A 20,541-nucleotide genomic window follows, 5' to 3' on the forward strand; every position below is an offset into this window, starting at 1 on the left:
GGCCGGCATAAAATCAGTAAAGCTTGGTGTCTAGCGAATAGCCTTCCAGATTTTCCTTGACACGCTGCAGAAATCTTCCGCAGATGACTCCGTCCAGAATACGGTGGTCAAGAGACAGACATAAATTGGCCATCGAACGGACGGCAATCATGTCATTTATGACGACAGGCCGCTTTACAATCGACTCAAACGTAAGAATGGCCGCCTGCGGGTAATTGATGATTGGATAGGACAAAATAGAACCGAAGGAGCCGGTATTGTTAACCGTAAACGTACCGCCCTGCATATCGTCCAGCTTCAGCTTGCCTTCCCGGGTTTTGCGGGCAAGATCATCGATCTCCCGGGCGAGGCCCGCAATATTTTTCTGATCCGCCTTCTGGATCACAGGCGTAAGGACGGAATCCTCCGTACCAACAGCAAGTGAAATGTTAATATCCCGCTTTACCACGATTTTGTCCACAGCCCAGAAAGAGTTCATAATTGGATAGTCTTTGATTGCATTGACTACCGCTTTGAGCAAGAAGGCCAGATACGTAATATTAACGCCTTCCTTGCGTTTGAATTCATCCTTGATTTTATTGCGGAGCATGACCAGATTCGTCACATCAACCTCAATCATCGTCCACGCATGCGGAATTTCGGAGACACTCTGCCGCATATTGCGGGCTATCGCGTTGCGAATTGGCGTAACATCAATAAAATACTCCGACCGTCCCGACGCATCTCCTTCCACTTCAATCGTAGGCAGCTTGGGAGACTCCGTCAGATGAATGCCGCTGTTCCGGACGGGGATGCTTTGAGCCGGAGTAGCCAAAGCCTCAGGCGCTCTGTTGTCCGCAGCCCTGCCGGTGAAAGACAACCCGCTCTGTGCGGCTTCCTGCCCTCCTCCAGCAGAAGCGGCTTCGCCTGCTGCAACATACGCCAATACGTCCTTGCGGGTAATGCGCCCGCCCATTCCGGTACCGGAAACACGGCTCAAATCCACCTGATGCTGTGCGGCAAGTGTCTGAACGGCCGGCGAATAACGGCCGCGCATGGACTGGTCTTCCTGCTGCTGAGCCTGAGGCATGGCAGGTATGTCTGCTTGAGCGGAGGAAACGGGCTCTGTCAACACTGCCCCGGACTCAACTACGGTCTGAATACGGCAGATCAGTTCGCCCACAGCAATGGTTTGTCCTTCTTCGGCGAGCAGCTCGCCCATCACTCCATCTACCGTCGAAGGGATTTCCGCATTCACTTTATCGGTAATCACCTCGCAGATAGGCTCGAATTGTTCAACGCTTTCTCCTGGCTGCTTGAGCCATTTGGCAATCGTTGCGGAAACGAGCGATTCCGCAAGCTGAGGCATGGCAACATCTATCCATTGCGTTTTATTCTGTGTCATCGATTCAACTCCTCGACCGCGCCGCTTCTTTAATACTGGGCAAGCTGACGCATGGCTTCTTTCACTTTGTCTTTGCTGAGCATAAAGAACTTCTCCATCGGAGGGCTGATCGGCATCGCAGGCACATCCGGTCCGCAGAGGCGGGCGATCGGAGCATCCAGCTCAAACAGACATTCCTCGTTAATGATCGCGGATACTTCCGCACCGATGCCTCCCGTTTTGTTATCTTCATGCACAATCAATACCTTGCCGGTCTGGCGGGCGGCCGCAATGATCGCCTCTCTGTCCAGCGGCTGCAGTGTCCGCAAATCAAGCACGTGGGCCGTAATGCCCTCCTCACGCTCCAATTCCTCAGCCGCCTGCATCACAAAATGCAACGGCAGGCTGTAGCCGATGACGGTGATATCGTCACCCTCACGCAGCAGATTGGCCTTTCCGATGGGAACGACGTAATCGTCCTCGGGAACATCCCCTTTTATCAGCTTGTAGCACTTTTTATTTTCAAAGAAAAGAACCGGGTCCGGATCGCGGACAGCCGCCTTCAGCAACCCTTTGGCATCATAAGCCGAGTAAGGGGCTACGATCTTCAATCCCGGCGTGCCGAAGAAGATCGACTCCGGACACTGTGAGTGGTACAAGCCGCCAAAGATCCCGCCGCCAATCGGAGCCCGGATGACCACCGGACAGCTCCAATCATTATTGGACCGGTATCTGATTTTAGCCGCTTCGCTGATAATCTGGTTCGTCGCAGGCAGCATAAAGTCAGAGTATTGCATTTCAGCGATCGGCTTCATGCCGTACATGGCGGCCCCGATGGCGACCCCAGCAATGGCGGATTCAGCCAAAGGGGTGTCCAGCACACGCGACTCGCCAAATTGTTCCATCAGACCTTTCGTTGTCGTGAAGACACCGCCCTTGACACCGACATCCTCTCCCAGAACAAATACGGAATCGTCCTGTTCCAGCTCTTCTTTCATCGCCAGTCGTATGGCGTCGATATATTCCATAACAGCCATGATTACCGAACCTCCCCGCTGCTGTCTGCGTACACATGCAGCAATGTATCTTCCGGCTTCGGAAATGGCGCACGATCAGCATATTCTATCGCTTCTTTCATTTCCTGGATGAGCTCGGCGGAAAGCTTCGCGTTTTTATCTTCATCCCAAATGCCGCATTCGATCAAATAATTTTTCATGCGTTGCACGCCGTCTTTTTTCCAGTTTTCCTCAACCTCTTCCTTGGTCCGGTAAGCCAGGTCATTGTCAGAGGTCGAGTGTGGAGACAGACGATACATCATCGCTTCAATCAACGTTGGTCCCTCTCCGCGAATCGCGCGTTCACGTGCTTCCTTCACAACAGCATACACGGCAAGCGCATCGTTTCCGTCCACCCTTACACCGGGAAAACCGTAACCAAGCGCACGGTCGCTCACCTTCCCGCTCAACTGCTTGTGTGCAGGCACGGAAATGGCGTACTGGTTGTTTTCACACATAATGATGACAGGCAGTTTATGAACCCCCGCAAAGTTGCAGCCTTCATGAAAATCGCCCTGGTTGCTTGATCCTTCCCCGAAGGTCACGAAAGAAACAAAATTCTTTTTCTGCATTTTCGCAGCCAGCGCCACGCCGACGGCATGCGGCACTTGTGTCGTTACAGGGCTTGAGCCTGTGACGATCCGCAATTTTTTGCTGCCAAAATGTCCCGGCATCTGACGGCCGCCGCTATTCGGATCTTCCGCCTTAGCGAAAGCCGACAGCATCAGCTCGCGCGGCGTCATGCCGACAGACAGCACGAAGCCGTAGTCGCGGTAATAAGGGAGAAAATAATCGTTTTCCCTGTCAAGTGCAAATGCGGCTCCAACCTGCGCCGCTTCCTGACCGATGCCAGATACGTGAAAATTAATCTTGCCCGCCCGCTGCAGCAGCAGGTTGCGCTCATCAAAGGTTCTTGCGAGCAGCATATATCTGTACATGTCTAATACCTGTTCAGTGCTCAGCCCCAACTGCTCATGTCTGAACTGCTTGTTGACAGTGCTTCTTGCGTTCATCGAGGCACCTCCTTGTTATAAAAGCCTACCTTGTTATACCGTCTCATCTTAAAACCTGGTACTAAGACTTGGCTTAACCTTATTAAAACACTTTCACACCGAAAAAGAAAGCGTGAGTGTTACATTCCAATCGCTTTCCCATCCACCGCCAGCATCGCTTCGCCTAAAATTTCCGACAGTGTCGGATGCGGATAAGCAAGCTGGCCCACTTCCCATGGAGTGGCATCCAGTAGCTGAGCCAGGGCTGCCTCACTGATCAGATCGGTGACATGTGTGCCGATCATATGAACGCCGAGAATATCATTTGTTTTTTGATCCGCAACAACCTTTACGAATCCATCCCGGCTGCCGTATACCAGCGATTTACCGATCGCCTGGAAAGGGAACTTGCCGATCTTCACCTCATAGCCCCGGTTTGTGGCCTCTTGCTCGGTCATACCGACACTCGCCGCTTCCGGTCTTGTATAGATACAACGCGGAATCAGGTGGGATGGCAGCACATGCACCTCTTCACCGCAAAGATGATTTACGGCCGCTATGCCCTCATGGCTGGCGGCATGAGCAAGCTGAACCCCGCCGATGCAATCTCCAATGGCATAGATATGAGGCTCAACCGTCTGATAATGGGCGTTGACCGATATAACCCCTTGATCGACACGGATATCCGTATTTTCCAGCCCGATGTTTTCTATGTTAGCCTGTCTGCCCACAGATAGGAGCAACTGGGATGCGCGAAGCGTACTCGTGTCGTCTCTGCGGCGCACATTTATTTGAATCCCTTCCTCATCTTTGCCAAGGCTTTCCGGCAGAACCTGGGAACCTGTCAGTACCTTAACCCCCCTTTTTACCAGCAGCCTTTGCAGCTCACGGGAAATCTCTTCATCCTCGAGCGGGATCAGCCTGTCCGCTGCCTCCACCACAGTCACTTCCACGCCGAAGTCATTCAGCATGGAGGCCCACTCCACACCAATAACACCGCCGCCGACAATGATCATGGAAGCCGGCAGCTTGTCCATCTGCAACGCCTCATCACTCGTCAGAATATACTCCCCATCCAGCTCCAGCCCCGGAATGTGCCGCGGGCGCGACCCTGTCGCGATAATCAGATGCGCGGGTACAACCGTCTCCATTTCACCGTCTTCCAGCTCCACGGCAACCGCACCGCTTTTTGGGGAGAAAATGGACGGTCCTATAACCCTGCCTTTGCCGTGCAAAACCTTGATTTTATTTTTGCGCATCAAATACTGAACACCCTGATGAAGCTGTTCCACGACCTGTTCCTTCCGCTCCTGAACCTTTGGAAACAGAAGCTTGGCTCCCGACGTCTCAATACCGTAGGATTCGCTGTCCTTGACGGTTGCATATACTTCCGCGCTTCTAAGCAGCGATTTGCTGGGAATACAGCCGCGGTGCAGACAGGTGCCTCCCAATTTATCACGCTCAATGATGACTACATCTTTCCCAAGCTGGGCAGCCCGGATTGCGGCCACATAACCTCCTGTTCCTCCACCCAGTATCGCTACATCACATGTGATTGCCATATTAACCTCCGATATCGTTACATAGTTAGTCTATGTCTATTGTACTCTCCTTAAACGGCATTACAAATAAGCCGGCATCCTCTACTCAACTCCGGCCTGCTCATTCCCTGCAACCATGAATTAACAACCTACTCGTAAAGCGCATCCTTCAGCTTGCTGGACATGCGCGGCGTCTTCGATGAGCTGCGGAGCGATCGGCGGAGTGAATCGTTCTGCTTCTCCAGCCGTTCCAGCTCATCCATCATGTCGTTTAACAATGCTTCCGCCTCAGGACTGAGCAACCCCAGCCGTTCCATTTCGGCTTTTCTAAGTTTCAAACGGGAGATGACATTTTCCATCCGAATTCCTCATTTCTCCTATGTATTTCCGTCTTTCTACAGTAACAGACTTGATCGTTCTGGGCAATCAAGGGCAGATGAAATATTGGCATTTATCTCTGGCCTGCCTCCCTTAACATATGGTACTCTATAGTGGCGTTTTCTTTAAAGAAAGAGGGGAATTGCTTTGTCTACAGGGCGTATTACCGTAATTACGGGTCCAATGTTCAGTGAAAAGTCGGGGGAGCTCATCCGCCGCTGTCAAAAATTAATGAAATACGGCCGCCGCAGCGTGGTCGCTTATAAACCTGCCGAAGACAATCGTTATGCGGAGGACGAGATCGTCAGCCGGATCGGATACCGCCTTCCAGCCATATCTATTCCACGCAAGCTGACCGAACAGACGGTGGCCAACATCATGAAGCAAACCCGTGACGCAGACGTTGTCGCTTTTGATGAGGTGCAATTTTTCAACCGTCCGATTATGGTTCTTGTACAGGAGCTTGCATATTACGGAAAGCATGTCATCGTTGACGGCTTGAATATGGATTACCGCGGGGAGGAGTTCGGATATATCGGCGGACTGCTGGCCATGGCAGACGATATCGAGAAGATGAGCGCCTTTTGTGCTGTTTGCGGCAGCTCCGAGGGCAATTTTACGCAGAGGATCATTAACGGGGAACCTGTGAAGGTGGGTCCCATCGTCATGATCGGGGATTCCGAGGCTTATGAGCCGCGGTGCCGCCGCTGTTTTGTGCCTCCCCATAAAGTGGATTGTGAATGAAAAGCCCATCCGGGCTTTTTTTAGATTTTAGATTACTGAAAAACTGTCCGTGTAAAAAGACTTTTTTCCCGTTGTTATAGAAACTTTGTCGTTGCTCAGACGTATACTCCTTTGTCATACATAACCTTTAGGAGGTTTTTCCCATGTCTTTTTTTAACAAAATGCTTGCCAGTGTAGGAATCGGTGCTGCGGAAATTGATACACATCTTGAAAAAACTTCATACCACCCCGGCGAGGAAATTCGGGGAATGGTACATATCAAAGGCGGTAACGTCGAACAGAAAGTGGATAATATCTATATCAAGGTAATGACCGAATACATCAGAGAACACGATGACAAAAAGGTTAGTGAATCCTACGCCGTCGCCAAGTTCCATGTAGCTGACAGCATGACTGTGCGCAAGGGAGAGACGCTGCAAATCCCATTCTCCTTCCCGCTTCCGCTTGAAACGCCATTAACGCTGTCCCGCCAGCCCGTCTGGATCCATACCGGACTGGATATTGATAATGCCCTTGATCCTAACGACCGCGATTTCATCGAAGTGACTCCACACCCATTTGCTTCCATCGTATTGAAGGCTGCACAGGATCTCGGATTCCGGTTCAAGGGGGCTACCTGCGAATATCATCCGCGCCTTGGACGCGGTACACCGTTTGTGCAGGAAATTGAATTCTATCCAAGCCCGGAGTTTGCCAGCAGAGTGAAGGAGCTCGAATTTATTTTCAGTCTGGAGCATAATGGCATTCATGTACTGGTTGAAGTTGACCGCCGCGGCCGCGGCCTGTCCGGATGGCTCGAGCAGTCATTTGACATGGATGAAAGGCAGGCATGGCTGAGCCTGAGCCAGTCGGACCTGCAAAGAGGAACCGGATATGTTGCAGATGTGCTTGAGGATTTGATCCTCAGACAAGCCCGTTAACACAACCTTAACCCCGCCACCATGAAATGGCGGGGTTTCTTATGCGTGAGTCGCTGCCAGCGCCTGCAAAGCAGCCTGTTCATCCTCAGGCCGCACATAAATTTCGTATTGGGGCTTTCCCCACGAGCGCAATTCAACGGCTGAATCATAGCTACAGCGGCAGCATGTCCCTGCGCTCCGCTTTCGGTTTACAGTGCTTGCAGACGCCCTTGACGGCCCCATTATCTCCCGCATAAAAGGTCAGCAGTTCTTCTTTGCCACAGAAGCTGCATTTCTGCCCTGACGGCTTACACTTGCTCCCTTTGCGCCGGAAAGGGACTACATTATCTCCCACATAGCGAGGAGCCTGCTCTTTTTCGCTACTCTTTTTGCTCAGCCACATTGTAAAAACGATAATTCCGATAGCTGCAGCTCCGGCAGCAATCCATAAATACAGCATATGCGCTCCCCCTCAGCATTTATGATGGGCGTTGCATACCGGAACAAACGAACCCAATAAATCAACGATTTATTGGGCCAGCTTCCGGACACATATTTACTACAAAATAAATTCAGCTTACGACACTTTATGTTCGATCCTCAACTTATCCGCCACCATCGCTATAAATTCGGAGTTCGTCGGTTTTGATTTGCTGATATTAATTGTATATCCAAAAAGATGGCTGATGCTGTCAATATTGCCCCGCGTCCACGCCACCTCAATCGCATGCCGAATGGCGCGTTCAACGCGTGATGGCGTTGTTTTGAATTTCTCGGCGATTGCCGGATACAATGTTTTGGTGATCGCCCCTAAAATTTCAATATTATTGTAGACCATAGTAATTGCCTCGCGCAGATATTGATATCCCTTGATATGCGCCGGAACACCGATTTCGTGAATAATGGAGGTAATGCTGGCATCCAGGTTTTTGACTTTCCCCATAGGAACGACATTTGATTTCATCATGGAAACACTGGCCGATGTGCTGCTCACGTTCTGAACACCCACCAGTTGGCGGACGCGGTTCGCCAGCACCTCCATATCGAAAGGCTTCAGAATATAGTAAGAAGCACCGAGTTGCACAGCCCTTTGAGTAATATTCTCCTGACCGAAAGCAGTCAGCATAATAATTTTCGGTTGTGCCGGCAAATTCATTTCACGCAACCGCTCAAGCACACCAAGACCATCAAGATGCGGCATAATAATATCCAGAATCAAAACATCAGGGATCTTATGGGAATCCGCAATACGCTGCAGGACCTCTTCTCCATTGTAAGCGATTCCGGTAACTTCCATATCCTCCTGATCTGATATATATTCAGCGAGTAGGTTCGTAAATTCACGGTTATCATCTGCTAACAGCACTTCAATTTTTTGCAATGTACTTCCTCCTTTAGTGAGCTGCATAAGAATTTGAATGAGCAACATCTTCTCTTCCGAGAGTATATAATTTCGACAGATGGAATTCAATTCCTTCTGTCGAAAAATATTTTTATTTATTTTTTTGATTCTTTCCGATATAATTTATAATTTACGCTAATTTTCATCTTAATTTGCTAAAATTCTTCTTTTTGTTTCACAAAACGACAGCATCCTGCACCAAAGCAAAAAACCTAAGGCCGTTAACCGGCCTTAAGTTCAGAAGCGCTGCTGCTTTGTTTATGGTGAATAATCCCTGCATCTTTCAGCATCCATTCAATGAAACAGCCGTACCCTGATTGTGGATCGTTCACAAAGACATGTGTGACCGCTCCTACAAGCTTGCCATCCTGAATGATTGGACTTCCGCTCATGCCTTGTACAATCCCCCCGGTTTTATCGATCAGGCGGGGATCCACAATACGGATAACAAGCCCTTTCGTGGCCGGAGTACTTTGATGAGACACATGCATAATGCGTGCCTTAAAACGCTGGACCGATTGGCCGTCAATCACGGTCAAGATTTCGGCTGGACCTTCTTTAACCTCTTCGGCCCACGCGATCGGGATCGGCTTGGAATATACGCTATGCTCAGGAAGATCGGTCATTTTACCGAATATCCCAAATTTCGTATTGCTTTCAATGCTGCCCAGCACCTTGTGATTTCTTGTAAACTGGGCACGCTTTTCGCCAGGTTCCCCATTTTGGCTTTTGGAGATGGATGTCACATTGGATTGAAGAATATGTCCGCTGCCAACGACGATGGGTGTCTGCGTATTCATGTCTGTAATGACATGACCCAGCGCACCATATACGCCCTGCTGTGGAGCATAAAAGGTCAACGTTCCAACTCCTGCCGCAGAATCACGGATATACAAACCAAGTCTCCATGCCTTGTCCTCACGGTCATATGCCGGGGTCAGCTTAGTATGGATAGTCTGATTTCCCCGCATAAGGGTAATCTTCAACGGCTTACCTTCTTTGCCCGCTCGTTCTACAGTCTCCGTCACAAGTGACAAATTATCAGGAACAAGGCCGTTAATATGAGTGATGCGGTCCCCAAGTCTGATACCGGCTGTTTCTCCGGGAGATAACCGATTCTCCCCGTCCTGGACGACAAGATGATGGCCTACGACGAGAATTCCCGCAGATTTCACCTTTACGCCAATCGTTTGGCCACCGGGGATGACCTGAATTTCCGGAACGGGATGAACCTCCGACCGGTTGGAAAGCATAGAAGAAAAAGCCGGGCCGCCCTGAAACAGCTTATTAAGCTGAAAAATCGAACCCTTATAATGGCTGAGAGAGCCTTCATGGACCCCCGGCTGCGCTGAGGCATGCCGGACGAACATAAAAACACTTCCCACACAAAGAAAGAAAACAAGCAAAAGACCGGGCAGTTTGTTCCTGGAGTTCAAATTCAATGGCTGTCACGCTCCCTTTGCTTCTTTCGCTTGACGAGTAAAGGTCGTCGCCAATTGCGTACCTATAAGGTAACCTTGCCCCCAGGCTTTTATTACTGTCAATCATTACTCCGGGCGTAATTCTTCCCTCTTTTGCGCTTGCGCCAAATTCAGCATTTCTTGTGCGTGATGGAGCGTTTTTTCCGTAATTTCCACACCGCCCAGCATCCTTGCCAGTTCCTTGACCCTTCCCTCATCCGACAATTCCTCGACCTGGGTCATAGTGCGGCCATCATACACGGTTTTCTCGATCAAATACTGGCTGTCAGCCATGCAGGCCACCTGCGGCAGATGTGTAATCGAGAATACCTGGCAGACGGATGACAGCTTGCACAGCTTCTCGGCAATGGATTGCGCCGCCCGGCCACTGACCCCGGTATCCACTTCGTCAAAAATGAGCACTGGAATTTGATCATGCCGGGCAAAAATGCTCTTGAGCGCCAGCATTACACGAGACATTTCTCCCCCGGAAGCAATTTTGCCGAGCGGACGCAGCGGCTCTCCGGGATTGGCCGAAATTAAAAATTCAGCATTGTCAATTCCCTGCTTGGTTGGACGGATTTTGCGGCCATTCCACTCATAACCGCGCGGATCTTCCAACAGATCCATTCGTACCCGTAGAGAGGTCCGCTCCATCTGCAAGTCCTTGAGCTCCCTTTCCACCTGTATGGCTAGGTCTTCGGCGCATTGCTTACGTACCGTAGACAGCGTGTCAGCCTCCGTAAGGAGCTCAGCCAGCAGCTTGTCCCGCTGTGCCGTCAGCTTCTCTAACCGCTCATCTTTATTTTCCAGCATATCTGTTTCATGCTCGATTTTTTTGTAGTATTCCAGGATTTGCTCTACACTGTCTCCGTATTTACGGCGCAATCCGGCAATCAGGGCGAGACGCTGCTCGACCTCCTGCAGACGCTCCGGATTAAATTCAATCTGCTCCCTGTAGGAACGAAGCTGAAAAGCGGCATCCTCCAATTGGTAATAAGCAGACTGAATCTGTTCCGTGATGGGCTGCAGCCCTTTGCTGTCATAATGGGAGATGTCCTCCATCATGGCAGCGGCACTGCTTATAGCATCCAGCCCATGCTGACCTTGAAGCAGTTCATATGCCCCCACGACAGCATCCATCATTTTCTCACTGTGGGATAGTTTTACCCGTTCTTCCGCCAATAATTCATCCTCACCGGTCTGCAGCCCGGCGGAAGCAATCTCGTCCAACTGAAAGCGGTACATATCAAGCATTTGATACGATTTCTGGCTGGATTCCTGCAGCTCCCGCAGCTCCTTCTCAGCTTTGACAAAAGCGCTGTATTTCTCCCGGTAGCGGGATTTTACAGGTCCGATGATGCTGTCACCGTATGTGTCCAGCAGCACCAAATGACGGTCGGTTCGCAGCAAATTTTGCGGTTCATGCTGTCCATGAATGTTGACGATATGCTCGCCAACTTCTCGCAGCATGCTCAAGTTCACTAACTGCCCGTTAATCCTTGAGGTGCTTTTGCCGCTTGAGGTCAGCTCTCTTCGGATCAGCAGATGCTCATCCGCATCTCCCCGAATGCCTAGTTTGTGAAGCACCTCCCATACAGGATGACCGGCAGGAAGCTCAAAGAGAGCCTCCATCTCTGCCTTGTCGCAGCCAAAGCGTACCAGATCTGCCGCCCCTCTGCCGCCCGAGATCAGAACAAGAGCATCGATGATAATGGATTTCCCTGCCCCCGTTTCCCCTGTAAGTACATGAAAGCCCTGGTGGAAATGAACGTCCACCGATTCTACCACCGCCAGATTTCTTATCGATAATGAAACCAGCACTGCTGCTACACCTCCAACATCATACGGTAATTCATCAGGATATATAGGACATAATTTGATTTACGACAGCCACGCTGTTGTCGTCGGTACGGCAAATAATCAGGATGGTGTCGTCACCACTGATCGTCCCCATAATCTCCGGCCATTCGATGCTGTCGAGCAAAGCCGCAATGGAGTTCGCCGTGCCCGGCAGACATTTCATGACAATCAAATTGCCTGTGCTGTCAATCTGCAAAAAATTATCGACTAATGCGCGTTTTAATTTATGAACCGGATTATAGCGTTGATCGCTTGGCAGCGAATATTTATATCTTCCGTCATCCATAGGGACCTTAATTAATAGCAGTTCCTTAATGTCCCTGGATACGGTTGCCTGTGTCACCTGAAAACCCGCTTCGCGCAGCTCCTCCACCAGCTCGTCCTGGGTTTCGATGTCCTGATGGGTAATAATCTCCCTGATTTTGATATGCCTTTGACCCTTCATAACATCCTCCTTGTAAAATGGTTAGTCATGGTTCCATTCATCTGCGGTCAGCACAATGCGGCGGACCGTTCTCTCTTCCGTGTCCACATAGAGAACACCGACAACTTCGGGATACAGCAGCAGCAGAGGCAGAAATTTGTCTCTGATTTCGGAGCCGCTCCACTCCATCGGCTTGCGGCGTCGAGAGGTTTTAACGATATAGATACCTCTATCTTGCTCTGCTATGTAATCAATATATAAACGGCTCTGTATGGTCTCGCCATTGACGTCAAACGCCAAGGGAACCCGCAGCCTGCCTCCGATCACTTCATAGCCGTTCTCCTCCAGTATTGCCGAGGCGGGCCCTTCTTCGATTTCTTCATTCAGCGGAATCGCATACAACCTCGGATGCTCCGGCTCGCGCAGCCAGGAACGGAACGCGTACAATGCCCAAATGGCCAAAACAGCCCCAATGGCTGCAACCAAAAACGTATCATACCGTGAATCCATCCAGATCCCCGCCTTTGTTGGTCTGACGTCTGTTTGTTATTCGTGATCGCTCCAAAAAACTCCTTTTCTCTTCTTTTAACATTATAGGCGAACATGAGTTCGTTAATCAATCTTTCCCTTGCGTTTCCCAAAAAAAAGGTTCCCATTCGTTCTTGGAAGAACTCATGAGAACCACTTTCCTATGTGCGCGCCTGGCCGCCCCCAAACGTCTGTCCCGCCTCTGCTACGACACGGTCAATCATCGGTCCGAGGCTTTGCTCGGCACCTTCGTCAAGCAGGCCTGGATCGTTCAACCGAAAATAGGCGAGAAATTCAATATTGCCCTCCCCGCCCGTAATCGGCGAAAAGGTCAGGCCTCGTAAAGAAAGTCCAAGCTCCTTGGCAAAAGAAAGCACGGTATGCAGCACTTCTTTATGCGTCGCAGACTCCCTGACGACTCCGGATTTACCGACCTTCTCCCTCCCAGCTTCAAACTGCGGCTTGATCAGCGCAGCTATCTCAGCCGGGCGCTGAAGCAGCGCAAGCAGCGGAGGCAGAATGATGCGCAGCGAGATGAACGACACGTCAATGCTTGCAAAATCAGGCAACGGTCCTTTCAAATCCTCCGGGGTCATATAACGGAAATTGGTGCGTTCCATAACACAGACTCTTTCATCATTGCGCAGTGACCAATCGAGCTGGTTATAGCCGACATCTATCGCGTACACATAGGATGCTCCATGCTGAAGCGCACAGTCCGTAAAACCTCCTGTAGAAGAGCCGATATCCAGCATTGTCCGGCCGTTCATATCAAGGCCGAATTCGCGGATTGCCTTTTCCAGCTTCAAGCCTCCACGGCTCACATAGGGATGTACGGAGCCCTTCACTTTCAGCTCGCTGCTTCGAGGAACCTTCATTCCCGCTTTTTCAATCCGCTCACCGTCAGCGAGCACCAGGCCAGCCATAATAGCGGCCTTGGCCTTCTCCCTACTCTCGTAAAACCCCTGCTCCACGAGCAGTACATCAATTCGTTCTTTCGGGTCAGACATGTTGTTCTCCTATCTCTAGACAGACCGGCCGTAGCCGAAAGTCGGTTCTGCAGCCATACTGCGCAGCTCAGAAGCAACCGCTTCGGCGGTTAACCCTGCCACCGCCCGCTGCTCTTTAATCGAAGCATGCTCCACAAAGACATCCGGGATGCCCATCAAGTGGACATGCATGTCGTGTCTGCCTTCGCGGGCGTAAAATTCGAGCACCGCGCTGCCGAGACTGCCCGCCTCGGACGCTTCCTCCAGCACGATCAGCTTCATCTGCTGCTGGGCAAGCTCACGCAGCATTTCTTCGTCCAGCGGCTTGAGAAAACGGGCATTGATGACGCCCACCTGCATTCCCTCACGCTTCATCGCCTCAGCGGCCTCATTCGCTACCTGCAGCATCGGTCCACAAGCGATCACAGCATATTGCTCACCCCTGCGGAGAACCTCCCACTTGCCGATGGGAATTACCTTCAGTTCCTCATCCAGCGGCACTCCCGGCACATTTACACGCGGGTAGCGGTAAGCGATCGGTCCGTCGTTATATTCAAGCGCCGTCTTCATCATATGGCGCAGCTCGTTCTCATCTTTAGGCATCATCATAACCAGATTCGGAATATGTCTCATAAAGGCGACGTCAAAAACTCCATGATGCGTTTCACCGTCAGCGCCCACAAATCCTGCGCGGTCAATGGCAAACATGACATTGGCGTTATGCCGGCAAATATCGTGCACGATCTGGTCGTAAGCACGCTGCATGAAAGTGGAATAGACAGCATAGACCGGCTTCATCCCCTCCATCGCCAAAGCCGCGCACATCGTTGCCGCATGCTGCTCCGCAATGCCAACGTCAATCATCCGCTCGGGAAACACCTTGCTGAACGGGACCAGACCCGAGCCACCCGGCATCGCCGGGGTAACGGCAACGATCCGCTTATCTTCTCGAGCCAGCTCTATAAGCGTCTGCCCAAACACTTCAGTATACATCGGATTGCCGACGGCCTTCAGCACTTGGCCGGATTCAATTTTGTACGGAGAGATACCGTGCCATTTGTGCGAATCCGCTTCGGCGGGCTTGTAGCCCTTGCCTTTTGTTGTAATCACGTGTACCATAACCGGTCCAGACACATTATCCGCCTGATGGAACGTATCGATTAGCGTCGAGAGATCATGACCGTCCACAGGCCCCAAATAAGTAAAGCCCAATTCTTCAAACAGTACCCCGGGCACCATCATATATTTCAGGCTATCCTTCATCCGTCCAGCCGATTTCGCCAGCTTGCCGCCGATCGCCGGAATTTTCTTCAGCATCAGCTCCAGCTCATCCTTGGCGCGCAGGTAATGGCGGTCGGACCGGATTTTACTTAAATAATTATGCAAGGCCCCTACGTTAGGCGCAATCGACATTTCATTATCGTTCAGAATGACCATCAGCTTCTTGCCTTCATGACCGATATGGTTAAGCGCTTCAAAAGCCATACCGCCTGTCAAAGCACCATCACCGATCATAGCAATGACCTTATTGTCTTCGCCTTTCAGATCCCGTGCCAGCGCCATACCCATGGCAGCCGACAGCGAAGTGCTGCTGTGGCCTGCTTCCCAGACATCATGCTCGCTTTCGTTACGCTTGACAAATCCGCATAGACCGTCCTTCTGACGAAGTGTATCAAACCGGTCCATTCTTCCCGTCAATATTTTATGAACATAAGCCTGATGGCCTACATCAAAAATCAATTTATCCACAGGGCTGCTATAACAGTAATGCAGGGCGACCGTGAGCTCAACCACTCCCAGGTTCGATGCCAAGTGCCCCCCTGTTACTGAGAGCTTCTCAATCAGAAATCTCCGGATTTCTTCGGACAGAGAAGCCAGCTCATCAACAGATAATGATTTCAAGTCGCTTGGTTGCTTTATTCGTGGAAGCAGCACGCGAATCTCCCCGCTTTCCTTCAAGTAATTAAACAAATGATGCTGCACTCTAGCCTAGCTTCCATCATAATAACAACCATTATATCACAGATTGAGTTAGGCTAAAAAAACAGCAAGGCTTTCCGGCTAATGATCCCTTTTCATCAAGTAATCCGCGATCTCTATCAGCCGTCCGGGATCAGGAATGGCAGCTTCGGCAAGGGCCTGCTTGGCGGAATGCGTAAGTCTTTCAACTTCCTGCTGGGAGGCGTCCAGCCCGATAAAATACGGATAGGTCACTTTGTGCTGCTGCACATCGCTTTGCGTTGCTTTGCCAAGCTTGGCTTCATCGCCGACAAGATCGAGAATGTCATCCTGTATCTGAAAGGCCAGCCCCAAATCCCGTCCGAAGCGGCGCAGACCTTCCAACTGCTCTGCGGACGCTCCCCCGACACGACCGCCAGCGAGCAGTGAGAAAATGATCAGATCACCTGTCTTATGAAGGTGAATGAACTCCAGCTCCTGCAACTGCGTTATGCCCTGTTCCCCGAGCATATCGGCCACTTGTCCACCGACCATTCCACGGGCTCCGGCCATTTCGGCAAGCTCCTCAACAATGGAGAGCAGTTGTTCAGCAGGAACACCATGCTTCCGTCCTGCCTGCGTGATGCAGTAGAACGCATGCGTCAACAATGCGTCGCCGGCCAATATGGCCGTCGCTTCCCCATACACTTTATGGTTAGTTAGCTTTCCCCGTCGGTAGTCATCATCATCCATAGCAGGAAGATCATCATGAATCAGCGAGTACGTATGTACGATTTCCACCGCACAAGCGATCGGCATCGCTGCCGCTCTGCTGCCGCCGAACGCTTCGGCTGCAGCGATCACGAGCAGCGGACGCAGCCGTTTGCCACCAGCCATCAGCGAGTAGTGCATGGAGACTTTGAGCGATTCCGGCACATCCCAATGCTCGGGAATAATGCAGGACAGCTCCTTCGACACCTCTGCAACGGTGCTTTTCAGATATTCCTTAAAGCTTAACCTGCTGCTCAAGCATGTTCACCGCCGCTTTCTTCCAGGTCGGCTCCGAACGGCTTCGTCCGGGTTTCACCATCTTCTTCTACGATCATCTCAATTTTACGTTCCACCTGCTCCAGCTTTTGACTGCATAACTGCGACAGCTTCATTCCGCGTTGGAAAAGGTCTATCGCCTGTTCAAGAGGAACATCTCCATGCTCCAATTGTGCAACGATGTCCTCCAGGGCCGCCATCGCCTCTTCAAAACTCAGCTTTGTCTCATTCGCCATGCTGGTTGTCGACCTCCTTCATTCCCCACACCTGGCAGTCTAGCTGCCCGTCGCTCATTTTAATTTTGATTAGATCCCCGGGCTGAACGTCTCGGAGCGATTTGATAAGCCGTGCCTCCTGCTCGTCGTATACCAGGCTGTAGCCTCTTGCCATAACCTTCAAGGGACTTAGCGCATCCAGTTGGCGCATCGTGGAGTCAAGCTGCTGCCTGCTGTTCTTGAGCGCCCTGTCCATGGCCGTCGAGATCCGGTGCTCAGACAGCTCTAACTGGCGCCTTGACGTACGTACCTGCTCCTGCGGATTGTATCGCTCAAGCGCATGCAAAAGCCGGGCGTTCTGCTCTTTATGCAGACGTGTCCTGCCGACCGCGGCCCGCTTCAGTCTGTCACGCAGCATGTCCAACCGCTCTGCATGCTGCAGCATATAGCGCCTTGGATGCTTAAGCACCGCCGAACGCTGTACCCTTGCCAACCGTTCCCGTTCTGACTGAACACGCTGCTTCAAGGCGCTTCGCAGCCGCCGCTCCCGCTGCCGCACCTGATCAAGAAGCTCGACCAGATGTGGCACCGCCAGCTCGGCGGCAGCAGTCGGTGTTGCGGCTCGCAAATCGGCTGTGAAGTCGGCAATCGTAAAGTCAGTCTCATGACCTACGGCCGAAATGACCGGGATCGCGGATGAATAGATCGCACGGGCTACAATTTCTTCATTAAAAGCCCACAGCTCCTCCAGCGAACCGCCGCCCCGCCCAACAATCAGCACATCCGCTTCCGCCAGCGCGTTTAGCTTCGCTATAGCCTTTACAATAGAGGCCGCCGCTCCTTTTCCCTGCACCAGTACAGGATACAAGAGCACCCTGGCCTGCGGGTAACGGCGCTGCAGCGTTGTTATAATATCACGCACTGCAGCTCCCGTTGGGGAGGTGACCACCCCGATAGTCCGCGGAAATCGCGGGAGCGCGCGTTTTCGCTCCAGAGCAAACAGCCCCTCAGCCTCAAGCTTCTGCTTGAGCTGCTCGTAAGCGAGATAAAGGCTGCCTATGCCGTCAGGCTGCATATGGGTAGCATAGAATTGATACTGCCCGTCCCGTTCGTAGACCGACACGTTGCCGCGCGCGATCACCCGGGAGCCCTCCTTGGGCACAAAAGGCAGCCGTTGGTTATGCGAGGCGAACATGATCGATTTGATGCGGCTGCTCTCATCCTTCAGGGTAAAATACATATGTCCGCTTGAATGATGTGTGAAATTCGAAATTTCACCGCGGATCCACACATCGGACAGCACCCGGTCAGATTCCAGCTTCATGCGGATATATTTATTCAATTCCTTGATTGAGAATATTTTTTGCTCCGCCATAGCAGGCCGCCTATTTCAATCCGCGAGAGCGCTTCGCCGCGATCAGTGTATTTTTCATCAGCATCGTAATGGTCATCGGACCTACACCGCCCGGCACCGGCGTAATTGGCCCGGAAATTTCCTGCACGCTTGCAAAATCCACATCACCTGCCAGCTTGCCGTTGTCCAACCGGTTCATGCCGACATCAATGACGACGGCTCCAGGCTTGACGTAACTGGCGTCAACAAAATTAGCCCGTCCAATCGCTACCACTAGTATATCCGCTTGTCTGCACAACTCAGCCATATTGCTGGTGCGGGAATGACACATCGTCACTGTGGCATTTTCACGCTGCAGCAGGAGTGACACCGGCTTACCCACAATGTTGCTTCGGCCGATCACCACAGCATGCTTGCCCGCCATTTCAAGGCCTGTCCGCTTGATCAGTTCAATAACCCCTGCAGGCGTGCACGGCAGCAGGCTGTCATCCCCGATCACCAGGTTTCCTACATTGACCGGATGAAAGCCGTCGACGTCTTTATGTACGGCAATCGCGTCGATAACCGCTTTTTCTTCGATATGACCGGGAAGCGGCAGTTGCACAAGAATGCCATGAATGTTCTCCTGCCGGTTAAGGCGATCCACCAACGCAAGCAGCTCCTCCTGTTGGGTATCTGCCGGCAGACGATGCACCTCGGAATAAAACCCAAGATCATGACATGCCTTTTCCTTATTTCTGACATAAACCTGGGAAGCGGGGTCTTCGCCTACGAGAACAACCGCCAAGCCAGGAACGAAGTCCTGGGCTTTCAGTTCTTCCACTTCCTTTCGGAGATCCGCACGGATTTCCTGTGAAACTTGTGTGCCACTAATCAACGGTGCTGCCATGTTCTACACTCTCCCTCAGTTCACTTAAATAATAGCTGTATTTTAAGAAAAACGGGTTTTCAGTTGCTCCAGATCCTGAATCATGCGTCCAAGCACGCCGTTGACGAATTTACCGGACTCTTCGGTGCCAAAATGCTTAGAGAGCTCAATCGCTTCATTGACGGCCACCTTGCCTGGAATGTCTTCCCCGAAAATCATTTCATATGCGGCGAGGCGCAAAATTTGCCGGTCCACCCTGGAAAGCCTGCTGACCTGCCAGCCCTTCAAATAATCGGTGAGCAGGGCATCTATGGCAACGCGCTGCTCCCAGGTCCCTGCAACCAAATTGAGCACATACTGCCGCAAAGCTGCCTCGTCTTTCACAACAACCTCCGCTTCATTGTCCTCTGCCGCTTCCTGCAGCAGCATATCTATGGCTTCCGCAGCCCGTACCTCATTCATTTCCATATGGTACATGCTTTGTACCGCCAATTCCCTTGCTAAACGTCTTTTCATGCATGCCTCCTACACTCACTCTTAATCAACACAGTCAGATTACTTTGTTCTCTAAACCCTATTTTCTTCCGTTCAAAAGAAAAACCCGGTGAACGCAACTCCAAAATAACGGACGTAGACAAGCTGCGGCTCTAATTTTGGAGAAAGCGTATCACAGGGTTCATTTAAATGGCCGCTTGCGGTTGAATATCCATTCTCCGAGTTTTTCCAACGGCTGAAAAACATCGAGCTTGGCATCAATCCTTTTTCCCAGCGTATATCCGATGAACACCAATAATGCAAAGATCAACGTATCCACGAAACCTGATACTAAATACACAATACCCAGACCGATTCCGCCCGCTATGCCTAAAATCCGTCCCTTATACTCCATATATATTTCTTTCCATGATGGCATCCGTGAAACCTCCCCTATTCCACGCGGCTTTTAAAGGCCGCTGAAGGAGTGACGTTCGCGATGTATACCGACACGTTTGCCACCGGTATGCCAGTAATTTCCTCCAGATGGTCATGAACGGCCTTCTGAATATCGGAGGTCAATACAGGAATAGACATATCGCCCTCAACCACAGCCCGGATCGTAATATCCAGACCTGATTCCGTTACCTTAACACGTGATTTTAAATCGCTGACTCCGCGAGACTTGGAGGCCGCTTTGAGACACAGGCTCTCAATCGTCTCGACGGAAATCTGAATGTCACCATAATCCGTACGCTGATCAATGGTTGGCATGCTGGTACGGTTACGGCGGAAGGAAACGTAAATGAACCGGACGCTGAGCAGGAGCAGAACAATGGCGACAATCAGCGCGGTCATCCAGAGCTTCCGCCCATCCAAGTTATCCAACTGAGGCGGGATCACACCGCTCAGAAGAAGGATGGCAATAACGGACGTAATTCCGATACTCAAGCTGTACAAAAACAGCAAAAGTCTATCCACAAATTTAGCCACGAACTGCACAGCCT

General features: G+C 51.3%; 22 protein-coding genes. 2 read left to right on the forward strand and 20 right to left on the reverse strand.

The genetic code is table 11. The features are described 5' to 3' along the window. Nucleotides 1–13 precede the first annotated feature (13 nt). The 5 genes from OIN60_RS08015 to OIN60_RS08035 form a co-directional block, all read right to left on the reverse strand. Nucleotides 14–1,384, reverse strand: a complete 1,371-nt coding sequence (locus tag OIN60_RS08015) for a dihydrolipoamide acetyltransferase family protein (protein WP_305754341.1) — start codon at nucleotides 1,382–1,384, stop codon at nucleotides 14–16. 29 nt (nucleotides 1,385–1,413) lie between these two features. Continuing rightward, on the reverse strand, nucleotides 1,414–2,400 hold the full coding sequence (locus tag OIN60_RS08020) for an alpha-ketoacid dehydrogenase subunit beta (protein WP_305754342.1): 987 nt from the start codon (nucleotides 2,398–2,400) through the stop codon (nucleotides 1,414–1,416). A 2-nt stretch (nucleotides 2,401–2,402) separates the two neighbouring features. Beyond that, entirely contained in the window at nucleotides 2,403–3,431 is a 1,029-nt protein-coding gene (locus OIN60_RS08025; protein WP_305754343.1) for a thiamine pyrophosphate-dependent dehydrogenase E1 component subunit alpha, read from the reverse strand. Nucleotides 3,432–3,550: 119 nt separating this feature from the next. Further along, the gene (gene lpdA / locus OIN60_RS08030) at nucleotides 3,551–4,972 is read right to left on the reverse strand and encodes a dihydrolipoyl dehydrogenase (RefSeq protein ID WP_305754344.1); all 1,422 of its coding nucleotides are present in this window, start codon (nucleotides 4,970–4,972) and stop codon (nucleotides 3,551–3,553) included. Between the two features lie 128 nt (nucleotides 4,973–5,100). Continuing rightward, nucleotides 5,101–5,310 (reverse strand): hypothetical protein, encoded by a 210-nt coding sequence (locus tag OIN60_RS08035; protein ID WP_305754345.1) that lies wholly within the window; start codon nucleotides 5,308–5,310, stop codon nucleotides 5,101–5,103. Nucleotides 5,311–5,476: 166 nt separating this feature from the next. Between OIN60_RS08035 and OIN60_RS08040 the strand changes: the two genes are divergently transcribed. Together OIN60_RS08040 and OIN60_RS08045 are read left to right on the forward strand one after the other, a co-directional pair. Continuing rightward, nucleotides 5,477–6,073, forward strand: coding sequence for a thymidine kinase (locus OIN60_RS08040; protein ID WP_305754346.1), 597 nt, complete (start codon nucleotides 5,477–5,479; stop codon nucleotides 6,071–6,073). A 143-nt stretch (nucleotides 6,074–6,216) separates the two neighbouring features. Next, nucleotides 6,217–6,993, forward strand: a complete 777-nt coding sequence (locus tag OIN60_RS08045) for a sporulation protein (RefSeq protein ID WP_305754347.1) — start codon at nucleotides 6,217–6,219, stop codon at nucleotides 6,991–6,993. 151 nt (nucleotides 6,994–7,144) lie between these two features. Here OIN60_RS08045 and OIN60_RS08050 read toward each other — a convergent pair whose 3' ends face one another. From OIN60_RS08050 to amaP, 15 genes are all read right to left on the reverse strand, one after another. Then, a complete protein-coding gene (locus OIN60_RS08050) occupies nucleotides 7,145–7,432 on the reverse strand; it encodes a hypothetical protein (protein ID WP_305754348.1) in 288 nt (95 codons plus the stop codon). Nucleotides 7,433–7,549: 117 nt separating this feature from the next. Then, nucleotides 7,550–8,353 (reverse strand): sporulation transcription factor Spo0A, encoded by an 804-nt coding sequence (gene spo0A / locus OIN60_RS08055; protein ID WP_305754349.1) that lies wholly within the window; start codon nucleotides 8,351–8,353, stop codon nucleotides 7,550–7,552. A gap of 242 nt (nucleotides 8,354–8,595) precedes the next feature. Beyond that, a complete protein-coding gene (gene spoIVB, locus OIN60_RS08060) occupies nucleotides 8,596–9,816 on the reverse strand; it encodes a SpoIVB peptidase (RefSeq protein WP_305754350.1) in 1,221 nt (406 codons plus the stop codon). 105 nt (nucleotides 9,817–9,921) lie between these two features. After that, nucleotides 9,922–11,658, reverse strand: a complete 1,737-nt coding sequence (gene recN, locus OIN60_RS08065; protein WP_305754351.1) for a DNA repair protein RecN — start codon at nucleotides 11,656–11,658, stop codon at nucleotides 9,922–9,924. A 34-nt stretch (nucleotides 11,659–11,692) separates the two neighbouring features. Beyond that, nucleotides 11,693–12,142 (reverse strand): transcriptional regulator AhrC/ArgR, encoded by a 450-nt coding sequence (ahrC, locus tag OIN60_RS08070; protein WP_305754352.1) that lies wholly within the window; start codon nucleotides 12,140–12,142, stop codon nucleotides 11,693–11,695. 21 nt (nucleotides 12,143–12,163) lie between these two features. Further along, nucleotides 12,164–12,631 carry a hypothetical protein gene (locus tag OIN60_RS08075; protein WP_305754353.1) on the reverse strand — a complete coding sequence of 156 codons (468 nt, stop codon included), beginning with the start codon at nucleotides 12,629–12,631 and terminating at the stop codon, nucleotides 12,164–12,166. A gap of 179 nt (nucleotides 12,632–12,810) precedes the next feature. Continuing rightward, nucleotides 12,811–13,659, reverse strand: a complete 849-nt coding sequence (locus OIN60_RS08080; protein ID WP_305754354.1) for a TlyA family RNA methyltransferase — start codon at nucleotides 13,657–13,659, stop codon at nucleotides 12,811–12,813. Nucleotides 13,660–13,674: 15 nt separating this feature from the next. Then, complete coding sequence (gene dxs, locus OIN60_RS08085) at nucleotides 13,675–15,573, reverse strand: 1-deoxy-D-xylulose-5-phosphate synthase (protein ID WP_305754637.1); 1,899 nt, start codon at nucleotides 15,571–15,573, stop codon at nucleotides 13,675–13,677. A gap of 126 nt (nucleotides 15,574–15,699) precedes the next feature. Beyond that, the gene (locus OIN60_RS08090) at nucleotides 15,700–16,605 is read right to left on the reverse strand and encodes a polyprenyl synthetase family protein (RefSeq protein WP_305754355.1); all 906 of its coding nucleotides are present in this window, start codon (nucleotides 16,603–16,605) and stop codon (nucleotides 15,700–15,702) included. Continuing rightward, a complete protein-coding gene (gene xseB / locus OIN60_RS08095; RefSeq protein WP_305754356.1) occupies nucleotides 16,602–16,859 on the reverse strand; it encodes an exodeoxyribonuclease VII small subunit in 258 nt (85 codons plus the stop codon). The genes OIN60_RS08090 and xseB overlap by 4 nt, the downstream gene beginning before the upstream one ends. Continuing rightward, nucleotides 16,849–18,213, reverse strand: a complete 1,365-nt coding sequence (gene xseA / locus OIN60_RS08100) for an exodeoxyribonuclease VII large subunit (RefSeq protein ID WP_305754357.1) — start codon at nucleotides 18,211–18,213, stop codon at nucleotides 16,849–16,851. The genes xseB and xseA overlap by 11 nt, the downstream gene beginning before the upstream one ends. A gap of 10 nt (nucleotides 18,214–18,223) precedes the next feature. Further along, nucleotides 18,224–19,081 (reverse strand): bifunctional methylenetetrahydrofolate dehydrogenase/methenyltetrahydrofolate cyclohydrolase FolD, encoded by an 858-nt coding sequence (gene folD / locus OIN60_RS08105; protein ID WP_305754358.1) that lies wholly within the window; start codon nucleotides 19,079–19,081, stop codon nucleotides 18,224–18,226. A gap of 42 nt (nucleotides 19,082–19,123) precedes the next feature. Continuing rightward, on the reverse strand, nucleotides 19,124–19,576 hold the full coding sequence (gene nusB, locus OIN60_RS08110; RefSeq protein WP_305754359.1) for a transcription antitermination factor NusB: 453 nt from the start codon (nucleotides 19,574–19,576) through the stop codon (nucleotides 19,124–19,126). A 160-nt stretch (nucleotides 19,577–19,736) separates the two neighbouring features. Next, on the reverse strand, nucleotides 19,737–19,973 hold the full coding sequence (locus OIN60_RS08115; protein ID WP_305754360.1) for a DUF2273 domain-containing protein: 237 nt from the start codon (nucleotides 19,971–19,973) through the stop codon (nucleotides 19,737–19,739). Nucleotides 19,974–19,987: 14 nt separating this feature from the next. Further along, nucleotides 19,988–20,527, reverse strand: coding sequence for an alkaline shock response membrane anchor protein AmaP (gene amaP / locus OIN60_RS08120; RefSeq protein ID WP_305754361.1), 540 nt, complete (start codon nucleotides 20,525–20,527; stop codon nucleotides 19,988–19,990). Nucleotides 20,528–20,541 lie beyond the last annotated feature (14 nt).

Origin of the sequence: Paenibacillus zeirhizosphaerae, from assembly GCF_030705605.1 — a bacterium.
In the GTDB taxonomy this organism is placed as follows: Bacteria; Bacillota; Bacilli; order Paenibacillales; family Paenibacillaceae; genus Paenibacillus; species Paenibacillus zeirhizosphaerae.

Bases quoted from the DNA above. Each gene is read 5' to 3' on its own strand.
- OIN60_RS08020 (WP_305754342.1), bottom strand. From the start codon at position 2,400: ATGGCTGTTATGGAATATATCGACGCCATACGACTGGCGATGAAAGAA.
- lpdA (WP_305754344.1), bottom strand. From the start codon at position 4,972: ATGGCAATCACATGTGATGTAGCGATACTGGGTGGAGGAACAGGAGGT.
- folD (WP_305754358.1), bottom strand. From the start codon at position 19,081: ATGGCAGCACCGTTGATTAGTGGCACACAAGTTTCACAGGAAATCCGT.
- xseB (WP_305754356.1), bottom strand. From the start codon at position 16,859: ATGGCGAATGAGACAAAGCTGAGTTTTGAAGAGGCGATGGCGGCCCTG.
- OIN60_RS08050 (WP_305754348.1), bottom strand. From the start codon at position 7,432: ATGCTGTATTTATGGATTGCTGCCGGAGCTGCAGCTATCGGAATTATC.
- ahrC (WP_305754352.1), bottom strand. From the start codon at position 12,142: ATGAAGGGTCAAAGGCATATCAAAATCAGGGAGATTATTACCCATCAG.
- OIN60_RS08015 (WP_305754341.1), bottom strand. From the start codon at position 1,384: ATGACACAGAATAAAACGCAATGGATAGATGTTGCCATGCCTCAGCTT.
- OIN60_RS08035 (WP_305754345.1), bottom strand. From the start codon at position 5,310: ATGGAAAATGTCATCTCCCGTTTGAAACTTAGAAAAGCCGAAATGGAA.
- OIN60_RS08115 (WP_305754360.1), bottom strand. From the start codon at position 19,973: ATGCCATCATGGAAAGAAATATATATGGAGTATAAGGGACGGATTTTA.
- OIN60_RS08025 (WP_305754343.1), bottom strand. From the start codon at position 3,431: ATGAACGCAAGAAGCACTGTCAACAAGCAGTTCAGACATGAGCAGTTG.
- nusB (WP_305754359.1), bottom strand. From the start codon at position 19,576: ATGAAAAGACGTTTAGCAAGGGAATTGGCGGTACAAAGCATGTACCAT.
- OIN60_RS08075 (WP_305754353.1), bottom strand. From the start codon at position 12,631: ATGGATTCACGGTATGATACGTTTTTGGTTGCAGCCATTGGGGCTGTT.
- OIN60_RS08045 (WP_305754347.1), top strand. From the start codon at position 6,217: ATGTCTTTTTTTAACAAAATGCTTGCCAGTGTAGGAATCGGTGCTGCG.
- OIN60_RS08080 (WP_305754354.1), bottom strand. From the start codon at position 13,659: ATGTCTGACCCGAAAGAACGAATTGATGTACTGCTCGTGGAGCAGGGG.
- xseA (WP_305754357.1), bottom strand. From the start codon at position 18,213: ATGGCGGAGCAAAAAATATTCTCAATCAAGGAATTGAATAAATATATC.